The organism is Actinoplanes sp. L3-i22 (assembly GCF_019704555.1).
In the GTDB taxonomy this organism is placed as follows: Bacteria; Actinomycetota; Actinomycetes; order Mycobacteriales; family Micromonosporaceae; genus Actinoplanes.
Genome location: NZ_AP024745.1, coordinates 4,391,735 through 4,417,268, shown reverse-complemented (window position 1 = coordinate 4,417,268; position 25,534 = coordinate 4,391,735). Strand labels below are relative to the sequence as shown.

29 protein-coding genes are annotated in these 25,534 nt (G+C 69.8%); 9 read left to right on the top strand and 20 right to left on the bottom strand.

Features of this window, described 5'->3' with window-relative positions:
- Positions 1-6: 6 nt before the first annotated feature.
- The 7 genes from L3i22_RS19555 (at position 7) to L3i22_RS19525 (ending at position 4,462) form a co-directional block, all read left to right on the top strand.
- The gene (locus L3i22_RS19555; protein WP_221328396.1) at positions 7-318 is read left to right on the top strand and encodes a hypothetical protein; all 312 of its coding nucleotides are present in this window, start codon (positions 7-9) and stop codon (positions 316-318) included.
- A gap of 74 nt (positions 319-392) precedes the next feature.
- Positions 393-578: a hypothetical protein gene (locus tag L3i22_RS19550; protein ID WP_221328395.1), complete on the top strand. Its 186-nt coding sequence runs from the start codon at positions 393-395 to the stop codon at positions 576-578.
- A gap of 20 nt (positions 579-598) precedes the next feature.
- A complete protein-coding gene (locus tag L3i22_RS19545) occupies positions 599-964 on the top strand; it encodes a hypothetical protein (protein WP_221328394.1) in 366 nt (121 codons plus the stop codon).
- Positions 965-1,103: 139 nt separating this feature from the next.
- Positions 1,104-1,268 (top strand): DUF4352 domain-containing protein, encoded by a 165-nt coding sequence (locus tag L3i22_RS19540; RefSeq protein ID WP_221328393.1) that lies wholly within the window; start codon positions 1,104-1,106, stop codon positions 1,266-1,268.
- Positions 1,262-1,813 (top strand): hypothetical protein, encoded by a 552-nt coding sequence (locus L3i22_RS19535; protein WP_221328392.1) that lies wholly within the window; start codon positions 1,262-1,264, stop codon positions 1,811-1,813. The genes L3i22_RS19540 and L3i22_RS19535 overlap by 7 nt, the downstream gene beginning before the upstream one ends.
- A gap of 288 nt (positions 1,814-2,101) precedes the next feature.
- The gene (locus L3i22_RS19530) at positions 2,102-3,232 is read left to right on the top strand and encodes a hypothetical protein (RefSeq protein ID WP_221328391.1); all 1,131 of its coding nucleotides are present in this window, start codon (positions 2,102-2,104) and stop codon (positions 3,230-3,232) included.
- A 21-nt stretch (positions 3,233-3,253) separates the two neighbouring features.
- Positions 3,254-4,462: a hypothetical protein gene (locus L3i22_RS19525; protein WP_221328390.1), complete on the top strand. Its 1,209-nt coding sequence runs from the start codon at positions 3,254-3,256 to the stop codon at positions 4,460-4,462.
- A gap of 202 nt (positions 4,463-4,664) precedes the next feature.
- Here L3i22_RS19525 and L3i22_RS19520 read toward each other — a convergent pair whose 3' ends face one another.
- The 11 genes from L3i22_RS19520 to L3i22_RS19470 all read right to left on the bottom strand — a co-directional run bounded on the left by L3i22_RS19520 (position 4,665) and on the right by L3i22_RS19470 (position 14,728).
- Positions 4,665-5,387: a carboxymuconolactone decarboxylase family protein gene (locus L3i22_RS19520; protein ID WP_221328389.1), complete on the bottom strand. Its 723-nt coding sequence runs from the start codon at positions 5,385-5,387 to the stop codon at positions 4,665-4,667.
- A gap of 20 nt (positions 5,388-5,407) precedes the next feature.
- Positions 5,408-5,911: a CinA family protein gene (locus tag L3i22_RS19515; protein WP_221328388.1), complete on the bottom strand. Its 504-nt coding sequence runs from the start codon at positions 5,909-5,911 to the stop codon at positions 5,408-5,410.
- A gap of 11 nt (positions 5,912-5,922) precedes the next feature.
- Positions 5,923-6,582: a LuxR C-terminal-related transcriptional regulator gene (locus tag L3i22_RS19510; RefSeq protein WP_221328387.1), complete on the bottom strand. Its 660-nt coding sequence runs from the start codon at positions 6,580-6,582 to the stop codon at positions 5,923-5,925.
- A 217-nt stretch (positions 6,583-6,799) separates the two neighbouring features.
- A complete protein-coding gene (locus tag L3i22_RS19505) occupies positions 6,800-7,438 on the bottom strand; it encodes a response regulator transcription factor (protein WP_221328386.1) in 639 nt (212 codons plus the stop codon).
- Between the two features lie 284 nt (positions 7,439-7,722).
- Entirely contained in the window at positions 7,723-8,433 is a 711-nt protein-coding gene (locus tag L3i22_RS19500) for an AAA family ATPase (protein WP_221328385.1), read from the bottom strand.
- Between the two features lie 26 nt (positions 8,434-8,459).
- On the bottom strand, positions 8,460-9,479 hold the full coding sequence (locus L3i22_RS19495) for an AvrD family protein (protein WP_221328384.1): 1,020 nt from the start codon (positions 9,477-9,479) through the stop codon (positions 8,460-8,462).
- Positions 9,476-9,766, bottom strand: a complete 291-nt coding sequence (locus L3i22_RS19490; RefSeq protein WP_221328383.1) for a phosphopantetheine-binding protein — start codon at positions 9,764-9,766, stop codon at positions 9,476-9,478. Before L3i22_RS19490 ends, L3i22_RS19495 begins: the two co-directional genes overlap by 4 nt.
- On the bottom strand, positions 9,760-10,500 hold the full coding sequence (locus tag L3i22_RS19485; RefSeq protein WP_221328382.1) for an SDR family NAD(P)-dependent oxidoreductase: 741 nt from the start codon (positions 10,498-10,500) through the stop codon (positions 9,760-9,762). Before L3i22_RS19485 ends, L3i22_RS19490 begins: the two co-directional genes overlap by 7 nt.
- Complete coding sequence (locus L3i22_RS19480) at positions 10,497-11,840, bottom strand: class I adenylate-forming enzyme family protein (protein WP_221328381.1); 1,344 nt, start codon at positions 11,838-11,840, stop codon at positions 10,497-10,499. Before L3i22_RS19480 ends, L3i22_RS19485 begins: the two co-directional genes overlap by 4 nt.
- A 209-nt stretch (positions 11,841-12,049) precedes the next feature.
- Complete coding sequence (locus L3i22_RS19475; protein WP_221328380.1) at positions 12,050-13,024, bottom strand: aldo/keto reductase; 975 nt, start codon at positions 13,022-13,024, stop codon at positions 12,050-12,052.
- A gap of 45 nt (positions 13,025-13,069) precedes the next feature.
- A complete protein-coding gene (locus L3i22_RS19470; protein WP_221328379.1) occupies positions 13,070-14,728 on the bottom strand; it encodes a phosphoesterase in 1,659 nt (552 codons plus the stop codon).
- 121 nt (positions 14,729-14,849) lie between these two features.
- On the opposite strand from L3i22_RS19470, the gene L3i22_RS19465 reads away from it, so the two are divergent.
- Positions 14,850-15,455, top strand: coding sequence for a TetR family transcriptional regulator (locus L3i22_RS19465; protein ID WP_221328378.1), 606 nt, complete (start codon positions 14,850-14,852; stop codon positions 15,453-15,455).
- Positions 15,456-15,465: 10 nt separating this feature from the next.
- On the opposite strand, the gene rfbH is transcribed toward L3i22_RS19465, so the two are convergent.
- From rfbH to L3i22_RS19445, 4 genes are all read right to left on the bottom strand, one after another.
- A complete protein-coding gene (gene rfbH, locus L3i22_RS19460) occupies positions 15,466-16,779 on the bottom strand; it encodes a lipopolysaccharide biosynthesis protein RfbH (RefSeq protein WP_221328377.1) in 1,314 nt (437 codons plus the stop codon).
- 28 nt (positions 16,780-16,807) lie between these two features.
- Complete coding sequence (locus L3i22_RS19455; RefSeq protein WP_221328376.1) at positions 16,808-17,899, bottom strand: nucleotide disphospho-sugar-binding domain-containing protein; 1,092 nt, start codon at positions 17,897-17,899, stop codon at positions 16,808-16,810.
- Positions 17,900-18,123: 224 nt separating this feature from the next.
- Positions 18,124-19,065 (bottom strand): NADP-dependent oxidoreductase, encoded by a 942-nt coding sequence (locus L3i22_RS19450; protein ID WP_221328375.1) that lies wholly within the window; start codon positions 19,063-19,065, stop codon positions 18,124-18,126.
- Between the two features lie 246 nt (positions 19,066-19,311).
- A complete protein-coding gene (locus L3i22_RS19445; RefSeq protein ID WP_255658399.1) occupies positions 19,312-20,415 on the bottom strand; it encodes an MFS transporter in 1,104 nt (367 codons plus the stop codon).
- 352 nt (positions 20,416-20,767) lie between these two features.
- Here L3i22_RS19445 and L3i22_RS19440 point away from each other — a divergent pair, with 352 nt between their 5' ends.
- Positions 20,768-22,516, top strand: a complete 1,749-nt coding sequence (locus L3i22_RS19440) for a tannase/feruloyl esterase family alpha/beta hydrolase (protein WP_221328373.1) — start codon at positions 20,768-20,770, stop codon at positions 22,514-22,516.
- Between the two features lie 46 nt (positions 22,517-22,562).
- Here L3i22_RS19440 and L3i22_RS19435 read toward each other — a convergent pair whose 3' ends face one another.
- The 5 genes from L3i22_RS19435 to L3i22_RS19415 are packed head-to-tail and all read right to left on the bottom strand — an operon-like array spanning position 22,563 to position 25,241.
- A complete protein-coding gene (locus L3i22_RS19435; RefSeq protein ID WP_221328372.1) occupies positions 22,563-23,186 on the bottom strand; it encodes a hypothetical protein in 624 nt (207 codons plus the stop codon).
- Positions 23,179-23,604 carry a hypothetical protein gene (locus L3i22_RS19430; protein ID WP_221328371.1) on the bottom strand — a complete coding sequence of 142 codons (426 nt, stop codon included), beginning with the start codon at positions 23,602-23,604 and terminating at the stop codon, positions 23,179-23,181. Before L3i22_RS19430 ends, L3i22_RS19435 begins: the two co-directional genes overlap by 8 nt.
- Positions 23,601-24,353 carry a hypothetical protein gene (locus tag L3i22_RS19425; RefSeq protein WP_221328370.1) on the bottom strand — a complete coding sequence of 251 codons (753 nt, stop codon included), beginning with the start codon at positions 24,351-24,353 and terminating at the stop codon, positions 23,601-23,603. The genes L3i22_RS19430 and L3i22_RS19425 overlap by 4 nt, the downstream gene beginning before the upstream one ends.
- A complete protein-coding gene (locus L3i22_RS19420; protein WP_221328369.1) occupies positions 24,310-24,627 on the bottom strand; it encodes a hypothetical protein in 318 nt (105 codons plus the stop codon). Before L3i22_RS19420 ends, L3i22_RS19425 begins: the two co-directional genes overlap by 44 nt.
- Entirely contained in the window at positions 24,624-25,241 is a 618-nt protein-coding gene (locus tag L3i22_RS19415) for a YbaB/EbfC family nucleoid-associated protein (RefSeq protein WP_221328368.1), read from the bottom strand. The genes L3i22_RS19420 and L3i22_RS19415 overlap by 4 nt, the downstream gene beginning before the upstream one ends.
- Between the last annotated feature and the right edge of the window lie 293 nt (positions 25,242-25,534).

Here is a 25,534-nt window from a genome sequence, read left to right as displayed (position 1 = left end):
TCCATGATGAGTGGCTCGGACAGGCTGTGGAAACTCGAAGGGTTCCCGGAGCATGTCGGCCCGCCCTCGGGCGAGGTACAGCGAGCCTATGAGCATTGGAAGGAACGCTGCGAGCTCAACCCGCAAGCGGCCGGAAAGCAACTCAGCGGCGGCGAGCGGTACACCGCCCTGATCCCCGGTGCCATCCACACCAGCGGCGATTTCGTTGAACTACAGCTCGTCTGCGATTACGAGATCCATCCGGGGCCGTGGGGTGCGCCCGGCAACGTGGTGTACGTCGACTGCGGGTTTGTGCCGGCAGAGGATCAACCGGAATAGGCCATCTCGCATCTCGCCCTCGAAGCGCCGGCGCTTGGTGTACCCGATATGCCGGAACGGCTACTTTCGAAGGCATGGAGCAGGACGCCAGCACCAACGAAACGCTGGTCGACGGCCTGGCCCGCCTCGGCATCCACGTCACCGACGAAGGCCGCGCCCGCGCCCGGCGCAAGCTCGACGAAGCGAAAGCCCGCCGCGACCCGGAGGCGTTCGAGGCGACCCGGCGACGGCTCGGTTTCACCGGCCCGCGCACCACGTGAGCTACCGGCCGATTCGCATCGTGCTCGACACGTCCGCGGTGGTGGACTACTGCCGCGGCTCGGTGCATGTCGGTGAAATGCTCGTCGAAGTTGACGCTGAGGCCGCAGCCGCCGGTATGCCGTTCCTGTGCCTGTCCGCGGCGTTGCCCGCGATCACCGACCTGGACCGCCTCGACTACCTGGTGACCCATCCGGCGGTCAAGATCGTGTCCGACGAACCGTGGTCGTGGCGGGCACACTCGATGACACAGGACATCGTGGGCCGCCCTGATGCCGCTTCGGCCGCGTCGGCGGCGATGGAGGCCGGCCGGTGGGTGCTGACTCGGCAGGCCGGCTTGTATGCGGGGATCAACGGCGGCGACCTGGTTATCGAGATCGAGGACTGACCGCTGCCGCCGGCCAGTGGGGTAAGCCAAGCAAGGACGGCAAGTTCGAGTTCACGGTCACGGAGATGCACTGCGATGTGTCGCGAGTCGGCAGCACCGACTTCGGGCGAAAAGCGCAAGGCGAGTTCTGCCTGTCGACGTGACCGTCAAGAACATCGCGAAGACTGTCGAGGCTTGGGATTCGACGTCGCAGAAGGCGTACGACGCGAAGGGCGCCGAATACTCCGCTGACGGCGGCGCTGTTGGGTTGACCATCTGGTCTGGCATCGGCGCAGCAGCCGCTGCCATGATCAGCCTATGGTGAACGGCGACGCCCCCGTGCAGGGTGATGTGGTGTTCGGGTGGTCGCCGTGGCGTTACCTGGTCGCGGCAGCCGCGATGGGCTTCGTCGGGGCGGTAGTCGGTGTGGTCGGGTCGGAGTCCGTGTCCCTGCTGCTTCCGGCACCCGTCGGCGGGCCGGGCAACCTCGTCATCATCAACGCTGCCGTTTTTGTAACTGTCTATACGATTCTCTTCGCCGTGTTCTCCCTGCTGTTCTCCCGCGCGCGCCCGGCTGGGTTGAGGTTCGGCGGCGACTGGGTCGAGCTGGCTGCTGAGCGGCGCGATGTGGTCGTGGTGCCCTATGCGGCCGTGACCAGTGCCCGGGTCCGGTGGGTGTGGCCCGTCGCGATGCTCGACGTTGTCGTAGGTTCCGCTGACGAATCGCGCGTGATGCGCCTTGACCGCCGTGGCCGTCGTCCGTTGCGTAAGTGCCGGGGTGATCGACTGCGCTTCTCCATGCCGATTGCGGGGCTGAGGTCGTCGTCGGACATCCGTTCTGAGCTTCGGCGTCGTGGACTCGGCGCGTGAGCGGTCCGGTCTTTCCGTTTGATCGGGGCCGGCCGAGCGTGATGTGAGTTCTCCATCGGACTTGGCGCCAGGTGCACCGATTGGCATCGACGTACCAAAGCGAACTTGTCGGTTTTGCTGGTCTTGATCTGATCCCGGCGCCGTGGCTGCACCCCATGGTGACGCCGGGCAGCGGCCAGGTGCCCTGCGGCCCGAACCGGGCACGACGGCCGCGGGCGTTTCAGCGCCGCGTCAGGCTCCCTTCAGCGCGCGGTGGCACCGTCCGGCTATCGAACGTAAGGGGGAAACGTGAGAAAGACACTCATGGCCGCCGCCGGTTCGGCGGTGGCCCTCGGCCTGGTGGCCGCGACCGGTGGTCCCGCGTGGGCCGCCACCGCGACCCAGGTACCGGTGGCGTCGACCGGCTTCTTCGGCGGGTTCCTCGGGGTGGACGCCGTCTCGCCGTCCGACGGGTGGGCCGTCGGGGGCGACGGCAACGGAATGATCCAGCGCTTCAACGGTACGAGATGGAGCGTGTTCCCGAGTCCGGACCTGCTCGGCGGCGGCGCGAACAGCTGGGCCGACCTGAGCGGGGTCGACGCGACCTCGGCCGGGTCGGCGATCGCCGTCGGCAACACGACGGCGGCCAGCGGCGGGGCCAAGTCGGCCGTCGCGCTGCGCTGGAACGGCACGGCCTGGAGCCGGCAGACGCTGCCCAAGCCGGCCGGCACGGACACCGAGCTCGCCGCGGTCAAGGCGTTCTCGGCGAGCGACGCCTGGGCGGTCGGGCAGACGGCCTCCGCCGGCTCGACGTTCCGCAAGACCCTGGCGATGCACTACGACGGCACCTCCTGGAGCGCCGTGCCGACACCCAGCGCGGGCACCCGCACCAACTTCCTGACCGCGGTCGACGGCGTCTCGTCCCGGGACGTCTGGGCCGTCGGATATTCGCTGAACCTGCCGTACGGCAACCGGGTCCGGCAGTCGCAGATCCTGCACTGGGACGGCACGGCCTGGACCCAGGTCGCCAGCCCCAACAACGGCAGCACCTTCCTCTACGACGTGGCAGCGCTCTCGGCGACGGACGTGTGGGCGGTCGGCGTCGGCACCAGCGGCGCGGCTCTGGTCGTACGGTGGGACGGCACCTCGTGGCACACCGTCGCGGCGCCGCCGCTGGTGAACCTCGGTGGAGTGACCGCCCGGTCCGCCACCGACGTCTGGGTCACCGGGGCAGCCTCCGACGACCCGGGCAAGCCCGCCCTGGCCCACTGGGACGGAACCACATGGACGGTCACCGCGGTGACCGTGACCGGCGGCGTCGGCGTTCCCACGCTCGGCGCGATCACGACCGCCGACGCCACCACCGAATGGGCGGTGGGCAGCCAGTGGGAGAGCACCACCGGGCAGTCGTCCTCGATCGCCTTCCGCGTCGTGGGCTGAGCCAGGAGAGGAGACAAGACCATGAAATCAGCCATCGGCCCGCGCCTCGCCGTGGTGCTCCCGGCGGTCGCCGCCGTTCTGGCCCTGACCGCGGGCAGTGCGCTCGCCGCACCGGCCTGGGTCGCGACACCGACCCCGGACCAGGTGCCGGACGGCGTGCCGTTCAACAACGTGTTCCGCGCCGTCACCGCCCGGACCGGCACCGACGCGTGGGCGGTCGGCACCTTCGAACGGGCCAACGACGACGACGGCTCGGCCATCCTGGCCGAGCACTGGGACGGCACGGCGTGGACGGCGCTGCCCACGCCCAACGTCGTCCGGTTCAACGAGAATCTGAACGCCGTGTCCGCCTCGGCCGCGAACGACGTCTGGGCGGTCGGCTCCACCAACATGACCGGGTTCGCGCACACCGACCCGATCACCGCGCACTACGACGGGCAGGCCTGGAGCCTGGTGCCGGTCCCGGCCACCACCGGCGGGTCGAAGTCGATCCTGTTCGGCGTGGCCAACCTGGGCGGCGGCAACGTCTGGGCGGTCGGGCGCAGCGAGGCCAACCGGGCGCTGATCGAGCACTGGAACGGATCTGCCTGGACGATCATCGCGGCACCGGTTCCCACCGTGCCGGCCGGCAACACGTTCGTCGGCACCACGCTGACCGGGATCTCGGCACGGTCCGCGAACGACATCTGGGCGGTCGGCTACACCCAGGGCGCGCAGGGCACCAACGCCAACAAGTTCACGCTCACCATGCACTGGAACGGCTCGGCCTGGACGGTCGTGCCCAGCCCGAACCCGGCGATTGCGACCCCGGCCGGAACCACCCAGGTTCTCAACAGCGTCGTGTCGATCTCGGCCAACGACGCCTGGGCGGTCGGCGGCACCAGCGACATCTCCGGCTTCCAGCCGCCCCGGCCGATCGCGATGCACTGGAACGGCACCACGTGGTCGCTGACGACGCTGCCGAACATCGGCAACGGCGGGATCGCGTCGGTCACCGCCAACTCGCCGACGAGTGTCTGGGCGGTCGGCGGCCCGGGTGATCCCGGGACCGTGCTGCACTGGAACGGCACGGCGTGGGCTCAGGACACCACCGTCCCGACCGGCCCGGCCGGCTCGACCACGTTGCGTGGCATCACCGCCGTGCCCGGTTCGGCGAGCGAGCTCTGGTCGGTCGGCAACACCGTATCGGCCGACGGGAACAACCGCGCGTTCGCGATGCACCGCTCCTGACCGACGCCGGCAACCACGGTCCGGCCCACCTCCCGGGGTGGGCCGGACCCTGACGAGAACCCCGATCGCCCGGATGGCGAGCGGGACGCCACTTCGCCTTTGAGGACCAACCTCTGGTGCACCGATTGGCATCGACGTACCAAAGCGAGCTTGTCGGTTTCAATGGTCTTGATCTGATCCCGGCGGCTTTGTCGACGCGGGTTCAGGCCCGGGGTTCGGCCGCGCTTGCCGCGAGGGTCTGGCCGATCACCGTGATCGTGTTGATCGCCGCGGGGAAGCCGGCGTAGACCGCGATCTGCATCGCCGCCTCCACCGCTTCCTGCGCCTGCCCGCCACTGGCCAGCAGCTCGCGCACCTGGGCGCGGCCCTGCGCCGTGGCGGGGCCGTGCACCCCGTGCGCCGCGATGCCGATCAGCGCCCGGGTGCGCGCTTCGAGGTCACGGCCGCCGAAGCCGAGGTCGGCCAGGCGCCGGCCCAGCTCCGGTGCCCCGGCGAGCGCCACGACCGGCGCCCCGGCAGCGGCGGACACCGAGGTGATCCCGCGAGCGTCGAAAACATCGAGCGTCACCGTCAACCCGCTGATCACTGCCGCGTCGCCGGCCGGCGCGGCCGACTCCAGCACGCTCGCGAGGATGTCGTGCGGGTCGCAGCCGACGTTCAGCGCGCCGTTGACGTGGAAGCCGAACTGGGGGCCCGCGGTGCCGAGCGCGGCCAGCACGGCCACGGTCACCAGCTGCCGGGTCGCCAGGCTGAGACCGGGCCGGTGGTAGACCTCGCCGTAGGCGAACTCGACGATGTAGCGGCCCAGGTCGGGCGCGATCGGCGCGAGCGCGTCGAGGATCGCCGGCCGTTCGGTACCGGCGATCTCGCTCAGCAGTCGCATGCCCCGCAGCTGCGGCGAGTCCTGGTCGGCCGGTGCGGTCACGATGGGTTCTCCTTCTGGGCTCACGTGGTCTCGCGCAGTGTGCGGGCGAACAGATCCAGCAGTGCGGTGGTGAACGCCGACATGTTCTGCGCCCGCTGATCGGATCCGGTCTCCACGATTTCGGTACGGATGGTCCCCGGCCCGGCGATCGCCAGCGCGGTGTATCCGGCCGGATGCCCGTACGGGCTCAGCGCCGGCCCGGCCGCGCCGCCCTCGCCGATGCCCCACTGCGCGCCGACCCGGTCGCGGAACAGCTCGGCCAGGCGCAGCACCAGCTCCGGGGTGGAGCCGCCGTACGGCTTGTGCTCGGCCTCGCCCATGCCGAGCAGCGCCTCGCGGATCGGATAGCTGTAGAGCACGCCGGCGCCGACCACGAACCGCGACGCCCCCGGATAGGTGAGCAGGCAGGCGCTGACCAGGCCGCCGGTGCTGCTCTCGGCGATCGCGACCTGTTCGTCGCGATCGATCAGCGCCTCGGCGATCTCGGTCACCAACCGGGCCTGTTCGGTGGACACGAACGTCATCCGGATTCCTCTCAGTGCTGCAGGGCGGGCTCGGGGCTGCGGTCCTGCAGCAGTTTGGCGACCGCGAGCGTGCGGTTCGGGCAGTCGAGCTTGGCCATGACGTTGGCCAGCAGTCGTTTCGCGCCGTGTTCGGAGATGCCGAGCCGGCGGGCGATCTGTTTGTTGGTCAGGCCGTCGACCAGCAGTTGAGCGGCCTGCTCCTCGCGCGTGGTCATTCTCGGCAGCGGCGTCGGCGTACCGGCCGGGCGGTGCTGCGCGACGAGCTTGACGGCGATGCGCTGCGGCATGGAGAACTCGCCGCGCTCGGCGCGGCGCACCGCGTCGCGCAGGGTTTCGGTGTCGAGATCGGCCAGCGGAAGCACCCCGGTGCTGCGCCCGGCGAGCGGGCCGAGCAGGTGCAGCTCGGTGTCGTCGACCAGGGTCAGGATCCGCACCGAGGACGCCAGCGGAATCAGCAGCGCCAGGTCGGCGGGGTCGAGCTCGCCGAGTGCGATGATCAGGATGGCCGAGGCGATCGCGGCGGCCGCGTCGATGGCCTGGTGCAGGCTGCCGATCAGCCGGTACGACCCGGAGCCGCCGACCGAGTCGAGCATCCGTCCGAGCCCGGCGCGGCGCAGCTCGTTGCGTAACCCGACGATGACACCCGGCGTGTCCTCATCTAATGAATGCATTGTTTACACCCCGTCTTTCAGGTGCCGAAGCCCGCGCTAGGTCCGCGCGATGAAGGTACGACGACGCCGACGCACCTTCCGCCGAATCCGGCGCCCCGACAGGAAGAAACCCATTCACCGTCGTCGACTCTAGCCGCCGCCCCTGTTTCCGGAGGCTCCATTCCGTGAACATGTAGTTAAAAACATGATCGAAGTATTGCGGCATTACGGTGACCCCTCAGGCTTCCGTACCCGGGGCGTGCAGCATGCCGATCCTAATGGCTTTGGAAACGACCAGCGTGCGAGTGGGGCAATCCATCTTGGCCATAATATTGGCGACAATCCTTTTGGCACCGTGCTCGGAGATCTCCAACTGGCGCGCGATCTGCTTGTTGCTCAGCCCCCCGACGAGCAGATGCAGCACCTGCCGCTCGCGCGGGGTCATCCGCACCGGGTGCGCGGCCGGCGGCGGCTCGCGCACCGCGGCCAGCAGGCTCGCCGCGAGCGCCGGCGGAATGACGATCTCCCCGCGCCGGGTACGTAGCAGAGCCTCGCCGACCGCCGCCGCGTCCAGCTCCCCCACGTCCAGATATCCGCAGCTCCTGGCCTGGGAGAGCTCGGTGAGCCGGCGCGGGTCGTCGCCCTCGAACAGGATCAGCACCTTCGCCCCGGCCGCCGTCGCGGCCGACACCGCCCGCCCCGCGTCGACCAGCACGTCCGGCAGCGCCACGATCAACACGCTCGACGCATCGGCCACCGCCGAGCGCAGCGCCCGCGGCAGGTCCGGCTCGGTGCGGACCCGGAACCGCGGACCGAGCGATTCCACCAGGCGTCCGATACCGAGGCGCTGCAACTCGTTGGCCACCGAGACGACCACCGCGAGATCATTTCCCGGACGATGATCGAGAGATGGATGCAATCGCGATATTTGCTCACTCAAGAAAGTTTCCCCGCAGTCACTGTTCCCCCGTCGACGGCGGATACGAAAACGCACCACCATCGATCAGCATCAGACCCGGAGTCTACGAGAAAACATTTCCGCCGAAAGAAGGGCCGGCGCCATCGCGACGCGCCGTTTCCGGCACGCACGAATGGCCGCCCCGTGATCGGGGCGGCCCGGAGCCGACCGGTTTCCCGGCCGGCTTCACAATCCGTTATCGCTCAGACCGCGACGCTTCGCGCACGCTCCTTCTCCAGGCGCAGATCGAGGGCTGCGTAGTCGGCATTGGCGCGCTCGATGGCCTGTTCCCGACTGATCACTGTCGGTAGTGCGAAGATCTCGACGATCCGGTCCAGCCGCTCCTCGAAGGAGCCGCCCACGACGTACACCGGGATGTCGAGCTCCTGCAGCGTCGTGAGCAGCATCTCATCGATGGTCGAGCGGAACTTCTCGTTCATCGGCCGATGCCCGTCGTCGGCGATGGGCAACTCATGTCGTAAATGGACGAAAGAGTCGTAGGTCTTCTTAACGTGCTGTTTGAAGGCAAACCCGAACTGCGCCACGACCTGTTCGAAGAACGCCATCTCGGCCGCACTGGTCGCCGGCGCGACACCGCCCGCCGCGGTGGCGTTCGGGTTCATCCCGTGCAGCACCCGCGCGGCGCCGTAGAGCCACTCCTGCAACGACGAGCCGTCGGAGATGAAGCGCTCGCCCAGCAGCGCCTCGTGCACCGCCCGCCCGACGTGCCGGCGCATCATCAGCTGCACGAACTCGGCCGGGGTGACCTCGGCCAGCGCCTTGCCGGGCACCGCCTCGGGCATGATCTCCCGGATCGCCTTGGCGAGCGTGCGCGGCACTCCGGTGTAGTGCGACAGAGCCATCACGGTCCGGGTCTTGCCGGACGAATAGGTACCTGACACGGCGATCTTCATTGACACTCTCCTGTGGTGGGCAGTGCTCACGACGCGGCGACGTTGCCTGCGGGAAGCTCATGGGCGAAGGACGCGCGCAGGGCCACGCCGGCGCAGTTGGCGGTCACCGCGACCTCACGCCAGCGGCCACCACGCAGGTCGACCAGGTGTTTGCCGGTCACCGCCGCCTGGGTGGTGACCGGCCCGGCGATCGGCCGCTGCGGCCGCTCGGCGCGCAGCACGGTCTTGACCATCCACAGCGTGTTGCTGTCCTGGCGGCGCAGGCTGTCGAGTTCGTACATCATGATCTGGGCCAGCTGCAGGTTGACCACGAAGCAGTCCAGCAGCGACCAGCTCGGCTGGTAGTCGCCCTCGAGCCCCTCGCTCGGGCGCCGCGGCCCGGTCTGCTCCAGCGTGACCCGGGCGGTGGAGCGCAGGCCGGCCAGATCCACCTCGACGTTCTCGATGCGGTGCCGCTGCGCCTGGAAGCCTTCGCCGTAGTACCGGTCGCCGGCATCGCCGAGCACGGCGCTCAGGTCGTCGAACCGGCCGCCGGAGGCGTCGTGGCGGGCCACCGGGTGCACGATCTCGTAGCGCGCGCTCATCGCCCCGATCCGGCTCTGATAGGTCGAGACCGCGGTGCCGTCGCCGGAGGCCGCGCAGCCGATCAGCTCCGCCGACCCGGCCAGGCCGGTCAACTCCTCCTGCGGCTCACTGCCGGCGCGCAGGGTCACCTTCCGGATCCAGGCCTGGCGCTGCATCGTCGCGTCCAGCCCGTAGGCCTGGGTCAGGTGCGCCTCGCTCAGCTGCGCGCCCAGCACCAGCATGTCCATCGTGCTCAGGTGCGGGCGCAGATCGGCGTCGGCCTTGCGCGACCAGTCACTGGGGTAGGCGACGTCGACGCGCGCGCTCGTGCCACCGGTCCCGGGCCCACCGACATTGACATCAACACCGCGGACGCCGTACGTCGCCCGCCGGTACCCGCTGGCGAAGAAACGCCCGTGCGCCGGGCCCAGGTAGTCGTCCACGTCGTCGAGTCGCAGCAGCATGCCCACCGCCGCGGTCATGACGGGCTCCCGACCGGTACGCCCAGCGCGCCGGCCACCCGCTCGTACGCCGCGACCAGGTCGTCGACGGTGCGCACGTCGGCGATCTCGGCGAGCCCGGCCACGAACGGGTCGCCGCCGACCACGCCCTCCAGCTGCACGATCAGCCGCGCGAGCATCAGCGAGTTGAGGCCGATGTCGTGCAGGCGGGCCGTGCCGCGCACCTGCGCGGTGTCCTCGTCCTCCTCCAGGAGAAGGGCCTCGATCTCGGCGACGACCGCGGCGCGTACCTCAGTGATCTTCAGCATGTGATGCCTCCATCGACGACGAGCGTCTGACCGGTGATGAACGAAGAGGGTGCGGAACAGAGGAAGAGCACGACCTCGGCGATCTCGGCGACCGAGGCCAATCGGCCCAGCGGGGTACGGCGGGTGATCCGCTCGCGGTTCTGCGCGCTCACCGCGGCGGTCATGTCGGTGTCGAAGAACCCGGGGACCACCGAGTTGACCCGGATCCCGAGCGGCCCGAGCTCGCGGGCCAGGCTGCGGCCGAAGCCGTCCAGGCCGGCCTTGGCGCCGGCGTAGACCGAGACGCCGCGAAAGCCGCGGATCGCGTTGATGGACGAGACGTTGACGATCGCGCCGCCGCCGGTGCGGCTCATCACCCGGGCCGCCGCCTGGGCCAGCACCATCGGCGCCACCAGGTTCACCGCGACCAGTTCCTCCACGCGCGCGGTGGCGTGGGTGAGCAGCAGCTCCTGATGCAGCAGGCCGCCGTTGTTGACCAGGATGTCCAGGCCGCCGAAGTGCTCGGCCGCCCGGGCGACCACCCGGTGCAGCTCGCCGGTGTCGCGCAGGTCCGCCGGCGACCACCAGAGCTCGTCGGGGTACTTGTCGCGCAGTTCCTCCAGCGCCGGCGTGCTGGAGCGGCTGAAGGTCGCCACCCGGGTGCCCTCGGCCAGCAGTCGCTCGGCCACGGCCAGCCCGAGACCCCGGCTGCCGCCGCTGATCAGCGCCGTACGGGGCCGGTCGGGCGCGCTCACCGCGCCACCCGGATCTTCTTGAACCGCTCCGAGTGCTGGTCCGCGCCGGAGACCTCGATCAGTTGCGGCACCTTGAAGCGTTCGAGCCGGCTGCGGCAGTGCGCGCGCACCCGGGCGCGCACCGCCTGCGGGTCCTCCGGCTCGGCCAGGCGCAGCACGGCCTTGACCACCATGCCGGTGACCGGGCTGGGCTGCCCGCTGACCGTGGCGTCGGCGACGTTGGGCACCTCGAGCAGGACGTTCTCCACCTCGGTGGGGTACACCTTCTCGCCGCCGACATTGATGATCTCGGAACGGCGCCCGAGGATGTGCACGTACTCCCCGTCCACCTCGACGACGTCCTGGGTGTTGAAGTAGCCCTCGTCGTCGAAGGGCGCCGGCGCGTTGAGATAGCCGAGCATGGCCATGTCCGACTTCACCCACAGGATGTCGTCGACGATCTTGTACGCGAACCCGGCGCTGGCCCCGAGCTTGACCCACAGCGTGCCGTCGTCACGGGACCGGGTCGGCACGATACCCACCTCGGAGAGCCCGTACGTCTGCTTGAGGCGCACCTGCGGCAGGGCCGCGCGCAGCCGCTGCAGCGTCGGCAGCGGCATCGGCTCGGTGCCGTAGGTGATCAGGCGCAGCGACGAGGTGTCGTAGCGCTCCAGCGCCCCGGAGATCAGCACCATGTTCAGAAACGTCGGCGTGGTCGGCAGCACCTCGACGCGCTGGGCGGCGATGGCGGCGAAGATGCTGTCCGGGGTGCGCTGCGCGACGGTCACCACCGCGCCGCCCTGGCTGAGGGTGTGAAACAGCGTGTTGATGCCCCCGATGTGGTCGAGGTTGAGAAACGACAGGATCCGCTGCGCCCGCCGGGGTTCGCCGTAGCGGGCCAGGACCTTGCCGAAGTCCAGGACCGAGGCCTTGCTGCGCCCGGTGGTCCCGGAGCTGAACAGGACCAGCCCCGGGCGGCCGGCCTGGCGCAACCTGCGGTACCACTCGTGGTCGGCGCGCCGGCCGGTGCGCTGCAGGACCCGCTCGCCGGTCGTGTCGACCGTGATGGTTACCTCGGCTTGGGCCACGTCCAGAAACTCGGCCCGCTTGGCCGCCGGCAGACTCGTCAGCGGCACCACCACGGTGTCCAGGTCGATCAGTGCCAGCATCCCCGCGCAGGTATGCAGCGACGACGAGCCCTCAAGCGTCACCACGTCACCGGCGCGCACGCCGTGCGCGCTCAGGAACTCCCGCCAGTTCCGCACGGCGTCGAGCAACTCGGTATAGCTGGCCGGCTGGTCGAAGACCACGGCATCGGCCGCGTCGAAGCGTTTCAGTCGGTCCAGGAATGAATCATTCACTACGAACTCCCCAAGGTGTCGAAATCGTCGAGCGCCTCGTGGAAAAATTACCGGTGACGATCGATCGGCCACAATGACTATCAGTTCGCCTTTGGGGAGACTCCCGGTGGGATAGCCGAACGGCTACCCCGGCGGCATTCGCACACGGCAAGCCGAACGGGCGGGCCACCGGTTCCATCCGGTGACCCGCCCATTTCCGACGCGAGTCGTCAGCCGTTCACGAACGCCATCATCGGCGCCGGCCACCGCGTGCCGGCCGCCTCGAAGTCGGCTTCCAGCAGCTTGCGGTCGTCGTCGCTGAGCACCAGGTCCAGCGCCTTGACGTTCTCGTCGATCCGCTCCGGGCGGGTGGTGCCCGGAATCGGGACCGACCCCTCGACGGCCTGCAGCACCCAGGCCAGGGCGACCTGAGCCGACGTGGCATCGTGGCGCGCGGCCACCGTCTTGACCCGCTCCACCATTTCCCAGTTGTGCGCGAAATTGTCCCCCTGGAAACGGGGTGCGACCCGCCGGAAATCATTTTCCGCCAGGTCCTGCAGCGAATTGATGGCACCGGTCAGGAATCCGCGCCCGAGCGGCGCGTACGGCGTGAAACCGATGCCGAGTTCCTGGATCACCGGCACGACCTCGGCCTCCACCTCCCGGCTCCACAACGAGTGCTCCGGCTGGATCGCCGCGATCGGGTGCACCCGGTGGGCCCGGCGGATCGTCTCCCCGGAGGCCTCACTGAGCCCCAGGTAGCGAACCTTGCCAGCGGTGACCAGCTCGGCCATCGCGCCGACCGTCTCCTCGATCGGCACCTGCGGGTCGACCCGATGCTGGTAGTACAGGTCGATGTAGTCGGTGCCGAGCCGGGTCAGGGAAGCGTCGACGGCTTCCCGGACGTGCTCGGGCCGGCCGTCGGGCACCCGCGGCGGCTGCTCCCAGGAGTAGGTGCCGAACTTCGTGGCCAGCTGCACCTGCTCGCGCCGGCCGGCCAGGGCCTTGCCGAGCAGCACCTCGTTCGTCTTCGGCCCGTAATGATCGGAACTGTCGAAGAAGGTGATCCCGCGGTCCAGCGCACGATGCACGGTGGCGATCGCCCGGTCCTCGCCGATGGTGCCGTACCCGAAGGTCAGCCCCATGCAGCCGAGGCCCAGGGCCGAGACCTCCAGGCCCTGCGTGCCCAGCAACTGTCGACGCACTGTCTTACTCCTTCTGTGGTGGTGTCGCGATCCGCCGTGTCACGGTCAGATCGTCACCGTCGTCCCGTCGAAGCGGGTGACGGTGATGGCGCTCTTCTCCAGGTAGAGCGCACGCTGTTCGCGCATCAGGTCGATGGCGATCTGTTCGCCGAAGGTGAAGGCGGCCGCGTTGTCGGAGCGGTAGTGCACCCCGGCCGAGCTGCGGCCCGCACCGATGTTGCCGGCCAGCTTGTTGAGCTCGCCGCCGACGGTGAGCCGGTCGCGGTCGGCTCCCTCATACGGCACCAGACTCGTCCCGTCCGGCCCGGGCACCACCGGGTCGGACAGCACGTACGACTCGTTGAACCAGGCCTTGAGCACCGTCACGCAGGCGCCGGCCACCGTGGAGTGCCCGCTCTGATAGGCCGGGCTCATCGGCGAGCCCTCCGGGAACGACTGGGTGAGCAGGTACGACCCGTACTTGGCGCGGCTGCGCTGCAGCACCGGCGAGGTGAGCAGGTCGTCGTGGACCAGCCCGGGGTAGCGGCCCTGCCGCAGGTGCACGTCGACGCGCCCGCACAGCTCCTCCGGGCGGATCCGGCGGTGCACCTTGAACTGCTGGAACTCGGTGTGCTTGATGGCCCGGATCGCCACGTCGGCGAGCAGGCTGGTCAGATGCGGGGTACCGAAGGAGTTGAAGCCCATCTGGTTCGCCGACCGGAAGTACGGGTTGCCCGCGTCCTGCAGGCTCGCCGGGTAGTCGGTGGAGCCGAGCAGGATCAGGGCGGCGAACAGGTACGCCTGGTAGAGCACGTCGAAGTGGGTGTAGTGGGCCATGTCCCGGCCGTTGAACACGTACCGCTGGTGGGCGAAGTCGCGCACCGTCGCCACGTTCGCGCCGTTCTGCACCGCGAGCCACTCGGCGAACGAGCCCAGGTAGTCCACCCCGGGCGCCACCGTGTCGTGCAGCTGCGGGATGCGTGAGATGCCGAACTGCACCGGCTTGAGCAGGAACTGGGAGATGAACGGCCCGGCCTCGGCACCGGGCAGCCCGGAGCGGAACAGCGTGCCGGGGGTCACCCGGCCACCGCTGCGCGGACCGCGAAAGCCCGCGTAGCGCGACAGATCACCGGCTGCCTCGGCGGCCAGCGACGAACCCTCGTACTCGGTGAAGGGCAGGTCGCGCAGCAGGGCCAGCCAGTAGAGCTCGGCCAGCTCGGCGGCGGTCTCGGCGCCGGCGACGCCCGGCGCGGGCGGCACCACCAGGCCGTGGGTGTCGGCGCCCATCAGCTCGAAGGAGAAGGCGCCCTGCGGACCGAGCTGCTTGCGCGCGTTGGCGGCGCCGGCCGGCACCGCGGCGAACTGCGCGGGCTCACCGGTGGCCAGCGCGTGCAGCAGCGCGTCGTGCGCCTGGTGCTGCACCTCGCCGAGCTCGTTGTGCGGCAACCCCTTGGTGTAGGTCGCCAGGTACGGATGGGCCTGCTCGTCACCGTTGTCGGGGTGCGCCGGGAAGCGGTGTGGGTAGTCACGGGCCGCCGCCTCGATCCGCAGCGCCCGCCCGGCCGCGGCGCGCTGGACCGGATCGGCGAACGCGCGCGCCGAGCCGGCGGTGGGCCCGCCCGGCTGCGCGGCCTGTCCGGCCCGCGGCAGACCCGCGAGCCCGGCGACGACGGCGCCGCCACTGGCCGCCGCGCCTTTGAGCAGAGACCTTCGATGCGATTTCACTGGGATCACTCCTGGATCGATCGGCCGGCCTCCCGAACAAAATTCCATCTCCAACGTTGGAGTTAGCCTAGAGACGCACCTGAGCGGCTGTCAACGACACCGTTGGAGTTAGAGTTCGGAGATGGCCTGGGACATTGCTGAGACCCGTCGGCGGCTGCAGGCAGCCGCTACCGAGGAGTTCGCCGAACACGGCCTCTCCGGTACGACGGTGGATCGGATCGCGCGACGAGCCGGGGTCAACAAGGAGCGGCTCTACCACTACTTCGGGGACAAGGAAAAGCTCTTCGAGCTGGTGCTGCAGGACGAACTGGCCCGCATCGCCAAGGCCGTGCCGCTGGCGTCGGTGCGCGACCAGGACGTGGGCGAGTTCGCCGGCCTGGTCTTCGACTACCACCTGCAGCACCCGCAACTGGTGCGGCTGCTGCACTGGGAGGGCCTGACCTACACCGGCTCCACGGCCGGGCACGCCGAGCGCACCCGCTACTACCGGGAGAAGGTCGAGGCCTTCGCGGCCGGCCAGAGCCAGGGCCGGCTCGCCGTCGACATCGAGACCGCCCACCTGGTGTTCATGGTGATCGCCCTGGCCGCGTGGTGGTTCGCCGCACCCCAGGTGATCGCCATGCTCACCGGCGGCGCCGGCGACAGCGCCGCCGAGCGCGCCCAGCAACGCCAGTCGCTGATCACCGCGGCCCGCCGGCTGGCGACCCCGGACCCGGCCGCGGGCTGAGCGGCGCCGCTCACACCATCGACGGCGAGCTCGCGAACGCCCGGATGCTCTCGGCCATGTAGTCGACCATCTCGGCGGTCAACCGCGGGTGTACGCCCACCCAGAACGTCTGCTCGGTGATGACGTCACTGTTGGTCAGCTCACCGCTGATCCGGTACTCGGCGTCGCGGTAGGCCGGATGACGGGTCAGGTTGCCGCCGAACAGCAGCCGGGTGGCGATGCGCCGCGACTCCAGGAAAGCCACCAGCTCGCCGCGCTCGAACGGCGCGCCCGGCGCGATCGTGATGACGAACCCGAACCAGCTCGGATCGCTGCCCTCGGTGGCCTGCGGCAGCAGCAGGTGCGGGGTGCCCTCGAGCGCGCCGCGCAGCTGCTTCCAGTTGCGCCGGCGCGCCTCACTGAGCCGCGGCAGCTTGGCCAGCTGGGTGAGACCGAGAGCGGCCTGCAGGTCCGAGGACTTCAGGTTGTAGCCGATGTGCGAGTAGGTGTACTTGTGGTCGTAGCCCGGCGGCAGGGTCCCCATCGTCCACTCGAAGCGCCGGCGGCAGGTGTCGTCCTCGGCCGGCGGGCACCAGCAGTCGCGGCCCCAGTCCCGGATCGACTCGATCACCCGGGCCAGGCGCACATTGTTGGTCGTCACACAGCCGCCCTCGCCGGTGGTGATGTGGTGCGCGGGGTAGAAGCTGCACGTCGACACGTCACCGAACGTGCCGGTCAGCCGGCCGCGGTAGGTCGAGTCCAGTGCGTCGCAGTTGTCCTCGACCAGCCAGAGTCCGTGCGCCGCGCTGATGTCCTTGATCTCTTGCGCGGCGTACGGGTTCCCGAGCGTGTGTGCCAGCACGATCGCTCTGGTCCGCGGCGTGATCGCCGCCTGCACCAGCTCCGGTGTCGTGTTGTAGGTGCCCAGCTCCACATCGACGAAGACCGGCACCATGCCGTTCTGCAGGATCGGATTGACCGTGGTCGGGAACCCGGCCGCGACCGTCACCACCTCGTCACCGGGGCGCAGGCGCCGCTCGCCCAGCGCCGGCGAGGTCAGGCTGGTCACCGCGAGCAGGTTCGCCGACGACCCCGAGTTGGTCAGGTGGGCCTTGCGCAGACCCAGCGTGCGGGCGAACTCGCGCTCGAAGCGCTGGCTGGCCGGACCGGCCACGATCCGCAGTTGCAGGGCCGCCTCGACCAGCGCGACCCGGTCGTCCTCGTCGAGCACCGCGCCACCGGTCAGCAGCGGGGTGACGCCCGGCACGAACTGCTCTTGCACATCGGCGGTCTGGTGGTACTTGCGGACTGCCTCCAGGACGTCCTGATATCCGTCCTCGATCATCGGAATCTCCTCTGGCTCGGGCGGGCGTTCAGACAGTGACGGGACTGGCCGCGGGCAACAGCGCGGCCACGGTGGCGGCGACCGCGGCGACGCCGGGCCGCTCGGCCAGTTCGTCGCGCAGACTCCGCGAGACCTGCGCCGGCGCCGGATCGCCCAGCAGCCGCCGCACCGCGCTGCGCACGCTGTCGACGCCGACCTGCGCCGGGGCCAGCCACTCGCCGGCGCCGACCGCGGCGATCTGCTGGGCGTGCTGGTACTGCACACACATCTGCGGCAGCACCAGCTGCGGCAGGCCGGTGACGATCGAGGCCATCGTGCTGCCCGCGCCACCGTGGTGGATGGCCAGCGCACAGGTGGGCAGCAGCTGGCGCAACGGCAGGCGGCGCTCGACCCGCACGTTGCCCGGCAGGTCGGTGCCGACGCTGAGCCGATCCGCCGCCGCGACCACCAGCTCGACCTCGGTGCCGGCCAGCGCCTCGATCACCGTGGAGACCACATCGTTGTGCTCACCCAGGATCGGGATGTTGCCCAGCGTCACGCAGATGCGCGGGCGTTCCGGCTCCCGCAGCAGCCAGGGCTGCAGCTCCACCGATCCGTTGTAGGCCACGTAGCGCATCGGCAGGGCGCCGGGCGGCGACTGCACGGCCAGCCCGGGCGGGCAGACATCGATCCACCGCGGATCCCCGACCGGGTCGCCGCCGAGTTTGCCGCGCAGGCCCGCCAGCGCGTCGAACGCCGCCAGATCGATCTCCGGCGGGGGCAGCAGGCCCCAGCTGTGCAGGATCGAGGGAATGCCGAGCGCGGCCGCGGCCAGCGGCGCGGCGTAATCCCAGGACGGATGCACGATCAGGTCGGCGCGCCAGGCCAGGGCCGTCTCGAGGACCTTGTCGACGCTCGCCTCGGCCAGCGGCACGTAGAACTCGAGCACGTGCTCGACCAGGGCCTCGGTCGTCTGGCTCTGGTGCGCCGGCGCCGGATCGTCGTGCGCCGACTGGATCAGCACGTCACCGATCGAGATCGCCGGAAGACCCGCGCCGACCGCCGCCGCAACCAGCGAGGCCGGCACCGCGGCGAGCACGTCGTGGCCGGCGTTGCGCAACGCCCACGCCAGCGGAACCATCGGAAAAAGATGTCCGTAATTGGGACAACTGGTCACCAGGACTCGCACAGCCGACCCACTCCCCCGACTATAAATACCCGTCCGAGCGACTCACCGAAAATGGTGGACGTCGCTTCTTTAATGCTTCGAGGAGCACCGTAAAGGGCATTCGGACAATGGGTCAACGACTCAAAAAGAGGCCGCCGGGCGGGGTAGCTGATCGGCTACCCCGCCCGGCTCGACGCTCATTCGACGACGTTCAGCACCAATTTTCCGGTGGTCCGGCCGCCCTGGCCGACCGCGTGCGCCTTGGCCGCCTCGGCCAGCGGGAAGACCTGGTCGACGTGCACCCGCAGCGCACCGGACTCGACCAGGGCGCTGAGCGCCTCCAGACCCACCCGGTCCGGCTCGACCAGAAACGACTTCACCCGTACGCCACGCTGCTGCGCGGCGGCGATCAGATCGTCGCCGAGCCGGCCGATCACGGTGATCAGCAGGCCGCCCGGCCGCAGCGTCGCCAGCAGCGGCGCGGTGTTCGCCCCGCCGAGCAGGTCGAGCACCACGTCCTGGTCACGCACCACCGACCCGACCTCGGCCGTGCGGTAGTCGACCGCGTGATCCACGCCCACCCCGGCGAGAAAGTCGTGCTTGCCCGCGGAGGCCGTACCGGTCACCTCGGCACCCAGATGCTTGGCCAGCTGGCACGCCAGGTGCCCGACACCACCGGCCGCGGCCGTCACCAGAACGTTCTGACCAGGGCGGACGTCGGCCACCTCGACCAGCGTCTGCCAGGCGGTCAGCCCGGCCAGCGGCAGCGCCGCCGCCTGCACGAACGACAATCCGGCCGGCTTGCGGGCCAGCTGACGCGCCGGCGCCGTCACGTACTCGCCGTAGCCACCGGCCTGCCGCGGGAACCACAGCAGCCCGTACACCTCGTCGCCCGGCTCGAACCGGGTGACCCGCGGCCCGTCCACCACCACACCGGCCACGTCCCAGCCCTGCACGAACGGCGGCTCCCCCAGCCCACCGGGCGGAAAGACCCCCGCGCGGATCTTCCAGTCGACCGGGTTGACCCCGGCCGCGTGCACCTTGACCAGCACCTCCGTCGGCAGCGGCACGGGCCGGTCAACCTCGGCCAGGCGCAACACCTCGGGGCCCCCGACAGCGCTGGTCTGCACAACCCTCATCGTTTCGGACACGTCTCTCCTCGATCGTCGGCAATGCGGTTCAGAAGGCGGCATTTCCGCACTTCCGGGATCCAGCCACGACATTTCTCGATGACGGCGCATGGATGAATTCGGCGAAGTCCGCCACGCCGGATCAATGATCCGCGGGACCCACGCGCAATCGATGCTTGTTTATTACCGGAACGAAAGTCAAGGCGGCCCCGGTTATGAACCAGAACACATCCGGCAGTTCTTCCGTCGCGCGTGTCAGCATCCCGCTGGAGGCAACGAGCGTCGCCGCGCGATCAGCAGCAACGCCAGCAGTGGAGCCCCCGCCGCGGTAGCCAGGAGAGCATCGGCCGTGCCGAACCGGTCCGCCACCGCGCCCGCCACGGATGCACCGACGGCCACGGCGCCCAGCCCGGCCGCGGTGATCGTGGTGAACGCCTCGACCGTGTGACCGGGCGGAGCCAGACGTCCGACCAGGCTGTATCCGAGCACGCCCGCCGGGCCGAGACAGCTCCCGAGGGCGAGCAGCGAGACAGCAAACGTGACGGGCGTGGCCGCCTGCGATGCCGCACCGAGCGCAACCGCACAAAGGACCGTCAGTACGGCCATCCGCACGGCCGGACGACCGCCCTGCAGCCGGGTGCCGGCCAGCATGGCCCCCGAAAGGCTGCCGGCGGAAACTGCCGCGTACATGAAACCGGCATAGCCGGTGAAGCGCGCGGCAGCCGACACCTGGACCACCCCGAAGATCACTCCGTGCCCGACGGCGAACAGTAGCGCCGTGCGTACTCCGGGGCTGGCCAGCGCACCGGCCAGATCATCGCGGCGGCCTTCGCCACGCCAGGCTCGAGAAGCGCTGCTGGTCGCCAGGATCACGGTGCCGGCAGCGAAAAGCACCGCACACAGCAGGATCGCCACAGCCGGACCGGTGGCCGGCACGATCGCCGTCAGCAGCAGCGGGCCCAGCAGCACAGGTGCCTCGAACAGCACGGACGACAGGGTCATCGCCGCGGGAAGCAACCGCGGGGGCACCAGCCCAGGCCACAACGCACGCAGACTTGCATTCACCTGCGGCTCGCAGGCACCGCTCAGGAAGGCACACACCAACACCGTGGGGACCGCACCAGAGCGACCGGCAACCACCAGGCCGATCATCGCGAACGATTGCGCACCGGTTGCCGCGAGCAGCACCCAGGTCTGCCCGAACCGATCGATCAACCGGCCCTGAACCACCATGCCGACAGCAGTCCCCGCGCCGAGCATGCCGACTGCCAGACCCGCCGTCGCGAATCGCCCTTGCGAACGCTGCACCAGCAGCAGCACCGCAAGATTGAGCATGCCGATCGGCATGGATGCGATCACCGCGCCGGCGGTCGGCCGGCGCACGCCGGGCCGGCGGAGAACAGTGCGGAACGCGCCCGAAGCCAACCGGAGTCACTTCCCAACAAGTGAGAGGTCACCGGTGTCCGGACGGGCACCGCGCACGGTCACGACGGACGCACCGTGGCGCAGCATTCAGAGAACACCGCAACGCCGTGCGCCGCAACCCCGGGCACCACAGCTGTCGTCGGGCGCCGGCGCGATCTCCGAGTGTCCGATTCGGTATTGACACCTATGCGCGGCCAGATTTAGCTTTCCGTGCTCCTGTCGTGCAGTCGCAGGCGTCACCGACATCCCGCGATTACGCGTACGCCGCGAAACGGGGAGGACACGCATGCGCGCTCGTCTACGGGGTCGCACGCCGGGACACGTCATCGGCAAGGCCGGATTCCGGGCGCTCGCCGTCCTCGCCGTGCTCGTCACGACCGGCGGCGCCCAGGCCGCGCCCCGCATGGCCGTCGCCGGGGCATCCACCAAGGCCGACGGCCCGGCCGTCGTGCTGCCGAAGATCGACTGCGCGGCCCTCGCCGGGCAGGACCTGTCGACAACGCCCGAGGCGCCGGCGGTCATCGGCTCCGCGACCGAGGCGACCTCGCCGGACGGCTCACCGGCCTGCGAGGTCAAGGGCACCGTGGCGCCACAGATCCAGTTCGACGTCTTCCTGCCCACCACCACCTGGCGGCAGCGGTACCTGCAGCTGGGATGCGCCTCGCTCTGCGGAAACATCGACTTCTACGCCGACGCGGCCGACGGGTGCGTGCCGCTCAACCGCGGCGACTTCGTCCTGGCCACCAACAACGAGGGCCACGTCGGCGTCGCCGGCTTCGACGCCACCTTCGGCGCCGACCCGCAGCTGCGCGTCGACTTCGGCTACCGGTCCGACCACGTCGTCGCGCTCGTCGCCAAACGACTCATCACGCTCTTCTACGGACAGGGCCCGCGCTACTCGTACTTCGACGGCTGCTCGCAAGGCGGCCACCAGGGGCTGACCGAGGCGCAGCGCTACCCGCACGACTTCGACGGCATCGTCGCCGGCGCCCCGGCGTCGCTGCTCACCTCGCTCATCGTCTGGTCCACCGGCTGGCACGCCACCGCGAACACCGACGCGCAGGGCCGGCCCATCCTGACCGCCGCCAAGCTGCCCGCCCTGCACGAGGCCGTGCTGCGCGAATGCGACGCCCGCGACGGCCTGACCGACGGCCAGATCGACGACCCGCGGGCCTGCGCCTTCGACCCGCGCAGCCTGCGCTGCCCGACCGGAACCGACAGCGACACCTGCCTCACCGACGCGCAGATCGAGGCCGTACGCAAGCTGTACGACGGGCCCCGCGACGAACACAACCGGCGGATGTACCCGGGCGGCGAGCCCGTCGGCTCGGAAGCCAACTGGGCCCACTGGGTCACCCCGACCGCCGCCGGCGCCCCGGCCGTGGCCGAGGCCAACGCGACCAACGCGCTGAAATACCTCGCCTACCCGTCGGCCCGGCCGACGGCGACCCTGCAGGACCTGCGTTTCGACGCGGCGACGTTCCACGAGATCTACCAGCGGGCCGGCATCTACGACGCGAGCGACCCCGACCTGACGGCCTTCCGCGCCGCCGGCGGCAAACTCCTGCTCTGGCACGGCTGGGCCGACCCGGCGATCTCGCCCTACGGCACGATCGCCTACTACCACGCCCTGACCGAGCGCATGGGCGGGACCGCCGCCACCCAACGCTTCGCCCGGCTGTTCATGCTGCCCGGCGTCGCCCACTGCGGCGGCGGTCAGGGACCGGACACGATCGACGCGCTCACCCCCACCCTCGCCTGGGTCGAGACCGGCGTCGCCCCCAGCCGGCTGGTCGCCACGAAAAACCAGGACGACCTTGCCGTACGGACTCGGCCGGTCTACCCCTATCCGACTGTCGCCCGCTACGACGGCACCGGCAGCACCGACGACGCGGCGAACTTCGCACCGGCCCCGCCGCCCACCCGCTACCAGGACGACATCGCCTGGCTCGGCTCGTTCCGCTCCGGCTACGAACAGACCTGCACCTGGCACGACGGCCACTGGACCTGCACCCCAGCCCGAAAGCCCAGCTAGTGCGTCTCCACTAACGTTCACTGAGTTGGAGAAAACGTTCGAAAAATCAACGGGTCCGGGAGGGCTCCGGTGGGGGATCGAGCGCGGCCGCCAGCGGCAACACCTGGGCAATGATTCCGGATACCTGACCGGGATTGACGCGCCCGCGCCGCACGATGATCAGATCAGTGCCCCGCACCCGCCAGGACGACGGCACGGTGCCGGCCAGATGTGCTTCGATCAGGGCCGGCGGAAGCCATCGTGGATCGGCGGTCCGGACCCGGAAGGCCCGGTCGAAGTCGGGCCGTCCGGTCGTGGCACCGGTGCCGAGCAGCCGAGACACCGTTGCCCGCGGCTCCACCTCGGTGTCCGGCAGCGAGAGCCGCAGGACGGCCACCGCCGCCACGAAGAAGGTGGTGTTCGTGTCGGCGTCGGTCACCGCGCACTCCGCCACCATCACGCGACGGCCCTGCGCCACACCGGACACGGCGAATCGCAGTTCTCCCGGCACGTTCCGGTGCCAGGAGACCACGGGCCGGTCGGCGAAGATCCAACCACGCTGGTCGGCCCACCGCTGCCACCGCTGGCGCTCCCGGCGGCCATGACGACGCTGGATCACCGCGACCACGGCGACGAGCGCGATCATCAACACGCAGAGCAGGCTGCCCAGGGCAATGATCGACTCATCCACCGCGGGTCCGGCGAGCCGCCGCTGCGGTGATGACGAAGCCACCGAGGGCATCGCCCACGGCCAGCACGACGCCGAACACCGAGAACATCCCGGCGACGCCGAGGCCGAGCGTGACGACCGCCAACGCCACGGTCACCGCGCCCAACCGCAGCCAGGTCAGGACGCCGGCGACGCGGGCGAGACCGTGATGGCCACGCATCAGGGCAATCATCGCCAACAGCGTAAGCACGACGCCGACAACGGCCGACACACCCATCACGGCGAACGGCGCGGCCTGCGCGGCGGTGAAACCGCCGTCGCGGTAGCTGATCCACGCCGTCGCACCCAGCCAGGCAAGCAGGGCATCGGCCAGCGCGGCCGCGGCAATCATGACCGCGAGCAGCGTGTTTCGACCGTTCTCGGTGCGCGAGGCCGTCATGCGGTGCCCGCCGGCGGCCAGTGCTTGTGGAAGAAGCCGCTGTCGTCGAACTTCTGCCGCAGCGTGTTGTTGGCTGAGGTGCACGTCCGTCGGAGGGTCTCGCAGCCGACGATCAGCGCCACGGAGGCGGTCACGGCCGCGCCGGCCGCGATGAACGGCGCCGCCGGCAGGCCGATGATCGTGGCGCTGGAGGCCAACGCGCTGATCAGGCCGATTGCCAGCGCGACCAGGGCTCCGGCCAGGCCGGTCCAGAACAGGAAGATTCCGCCGTGCAGTTGGTCCAGCGCCGTGGACAGGCCGTCGGTGATGGTCGTCTTGATCTTCTCAAGCGCGGCTTTCTGCAGCGGCAGCATCTGGCGGTACGCGTTCGCGGCGTCCCCGTCCCATTTGTCGTCGACGATGAGCAGGCCGGCGTCGGCGGCCTGGACCTGGCCACTGACCGGCACCCCGACCCGTTCGGTCCAGGCAGTCGCGGTCGTCGACAGGGCGGACAGCGAACCCATGTTGGACAGCACGATGCCGAGGTTGTCCCAGATGCGCCGCAGGAACGCACAGAAGTCGTCCCAGCCCTTGCGAATCGTTGCCTGCATCGGGCCCGGGAGGTAACCCACCTTGTCGTCGATCGAGCTCTGCAGCTCGGTCGTCTTGCCATCGATGCGGTTGATCGTCGAATGGATGCGTTCGAGAAGGACGGGCTGCATGCTGCTACTCACGGACTTCCCACACTCCCTTGAGGTCTCGTGCGGCACGTTCGTCGTTCGTCTCGTACTCGTAGGCGACCTTGTCGAGTTTGGTGCTCAACCCGCTGTACACCTCACTCGCCTCCTGCAGCAAGGTCACCACCTTGAGCTGAAGCTCTGTGTAGGTGTCGAGCAGCCCGGTCGACAACGACGCCCAGGACATCTCCCCGGACCCCAAGGTCAGCAGACTCGCCTCGTGCGCGGCCTGTCGAGTCACCGCCGCGACCTGCTCCCATGAGGCGGCATCGCTGCGCAACGCGTCCAGCGCGACTTTCAAGGTCATCGGCCGGCCATCCCGAACCGACGGGCGAACCCGAACGGATCCTGCATCACCCACTGCGCCTCGCCCAGCGGACTGTCAGCGATCAGTCGCTGCACCCCGTGTGCCGCGACCTGCTCGTAGGCCGCCCGGAACGCCGCGGACAGCTGCCGCGTCAGGTTGGCATGATGAGCATCCCGCAGCCATCGCCGGTCGAATCGCACAGCCACCACCTCACCACCTCCGGTCAACTCAACGCTCACCTCGCGGTGCCGGCTGTGCCCGACATGGGTCGCATCCAGGGTCTGCTGCAGCCTGCCGGAGACCTCGTCGAGGCCACGCTCGATCGACTCGACTACCTCCAGCAACGCCACCAACGCGGCTTCCCGGTCAGCGTCGGACAGCGCAGCAGAGGTGATCAAATCCAACTGCTGCCGCATTCCGTTCGCGGATGAAAGCGGCTGCGGCCGATCCGGTTCGCTGTACGCCACGCCCCACGCGGTCAGCCGTCGGATCGAGGCGTCCCGGACCGCGTCAACGACCGCGGCGCCCAACCGTTCGCCGGTAAGGCGCGACCGCCACCGGTCCGATACGGTCGCTGCTACGACCCGGCCGTGCTCGTCCAGGGTCACCGTCACCGAACCGGTCGAGTCCGATCCCGGTTCGCCCGAAGCCCGGGCTGCGGACCTGGCCCGTCGCAGTAGCGCCTCACCGTCGTCCCGTAGGCCGGCCAACACCGCCATACGATCATCAAACATCGGTCATCCCCGCCTCGGCGACCCACACGACTTCGAACTACCTCGATCCCGTGTACCCCGCACGCGGCCGGCGGGTTCAGCCGCCGCTAAAGGACGTGATGGCGATGCCCCCCGCCGTTCACCGGCAACTCTCGTCCGACTTGCGGTCAGCCGGCTGCTCGCTCGTGCCGATG

What these genes read in the sequence shown, in the direction of transcription:
- L3i22_RS19555 (WP_221328396.1), top strand. Translation starts at nt 7, where the DNA reads ATGAGTGGCTCGGACAGGCTGTGGAAACTCGAAGGGTTCCCGGAGCAT.
- L3i22_RS19550 (WP_221328395.1), top strand. Translation starts at nt 393, where the DNA reads ATGGAGCAGGACGCCAGCACCAACGAAACGCTGGTCGACGGCCTGGCC.
- L3i22_RS19535 (WP_221328392.1), top strand. Translation starts at nt 1,262, where the DNA reads ATGGTGAACGGCGACGCCCCCGTGCAGGGTGATGTGGTGTTCGGGTGG.
- L3i22_RS19525 (WP_221328390.1), top strand. Translation starts at nt 3,254, where the DNA reads ATGAAATCAGCCATCGGCCCGCGCCTCGCCGTGGTGCTCCCGGCGGTC.
- L3i22_RS19515 (WP_221328388.1), bottom strand. Translation starts at nt 5,911, where the DNA reads ATGACGTTCGTGTCCACCGAACAGGCCCGGTTGGTGACCGAGATCGCC.
- L3i22_RS19510 (WP_221328387.1), bottom strand. Translation starts at nt 6,582, where the DNA reads ATGCATTCATTAGATGAGGACACGCCGGGTGTCATCGTCGGGTTACGC.
- L3i22_RS19500 (WP_221328385.1), bottom strand. Translation starts at nt 8,433, where the DNA reads ATGAAGATCGCCGTGTCAGGTACCTATTCGTCCGGCAAGACCCGGACC.
- L3i22_RS19495 (WP_221328384.1), bottom strand. Translation starts at nt 9,479, where the DNA reads ATGACCGCGGCGGTGGGCATGCTGCTGCGACTCGACGACGTGGACGAC.
- L3i22_RS19490 (WP_221328383.1), bottom strand. Translation starts at nt 9,766, where the DNA reads ATGCTGAAGATCACTGAGGTACGCGCCGCGGTCGTCGCCGAGATCGAG.
- L3i22_RS19465 (WP_221328378.1), top strand. Translation starts at nt 14,850, where the DNA reads ATGGCCTGGGACATTGCTGAGACCCGTCGGCGGCTGCAGGCAGCCGCT.
- rfbH (WP_221328377.1), bottom strand. Translation starts at nt 16,779, where the DNA reads ATGATCGAGGACGGATATCAGGACGTCCTGGAGGCAGTCCGCAAGTAC.
- L3i22_RS19455 (WP_221328376.1), bottom strand. Translation starts at nt 17,899, where the DNA reads ATGGTTCCGCTGGCGTGGGCGTTGCGCAACGCCGGCCACGACGTGCTC.
- L3i22_RS19450 (WP_221328375.1), bottom strand. Translation starts at nt 19,065, where the DNA reads ATGAGGGTTGTGCAGACCAGCGCTGTCGGGGGCCCCGAGGTGTTGCGC.
- L3i22_RS19440 (WP_221328373.1), top strand. Translation starts at nt 20,768, where the DNA reads ATGCGCGCTCGTCTACGGGGTCGCACGCCGGGACACGTCATCGGCAAG.
- L3i22_RS19430 (WP_221328371.1), bottom strand. Translation starts at nt 23,604, where the DNA reads ATGACGGCCTCGCGCACCGAGAACGGTCGAAACACGCTGCTCGCGGTC.
- L3i22_RS19420 (WP_221328369.1), bottom strand. Translation starts at nt 24,627, where the DNA reads ATGACCTTGAAAGTCGCGCTGGACGCGTTGCGCAGCGATGCCGCCTCA.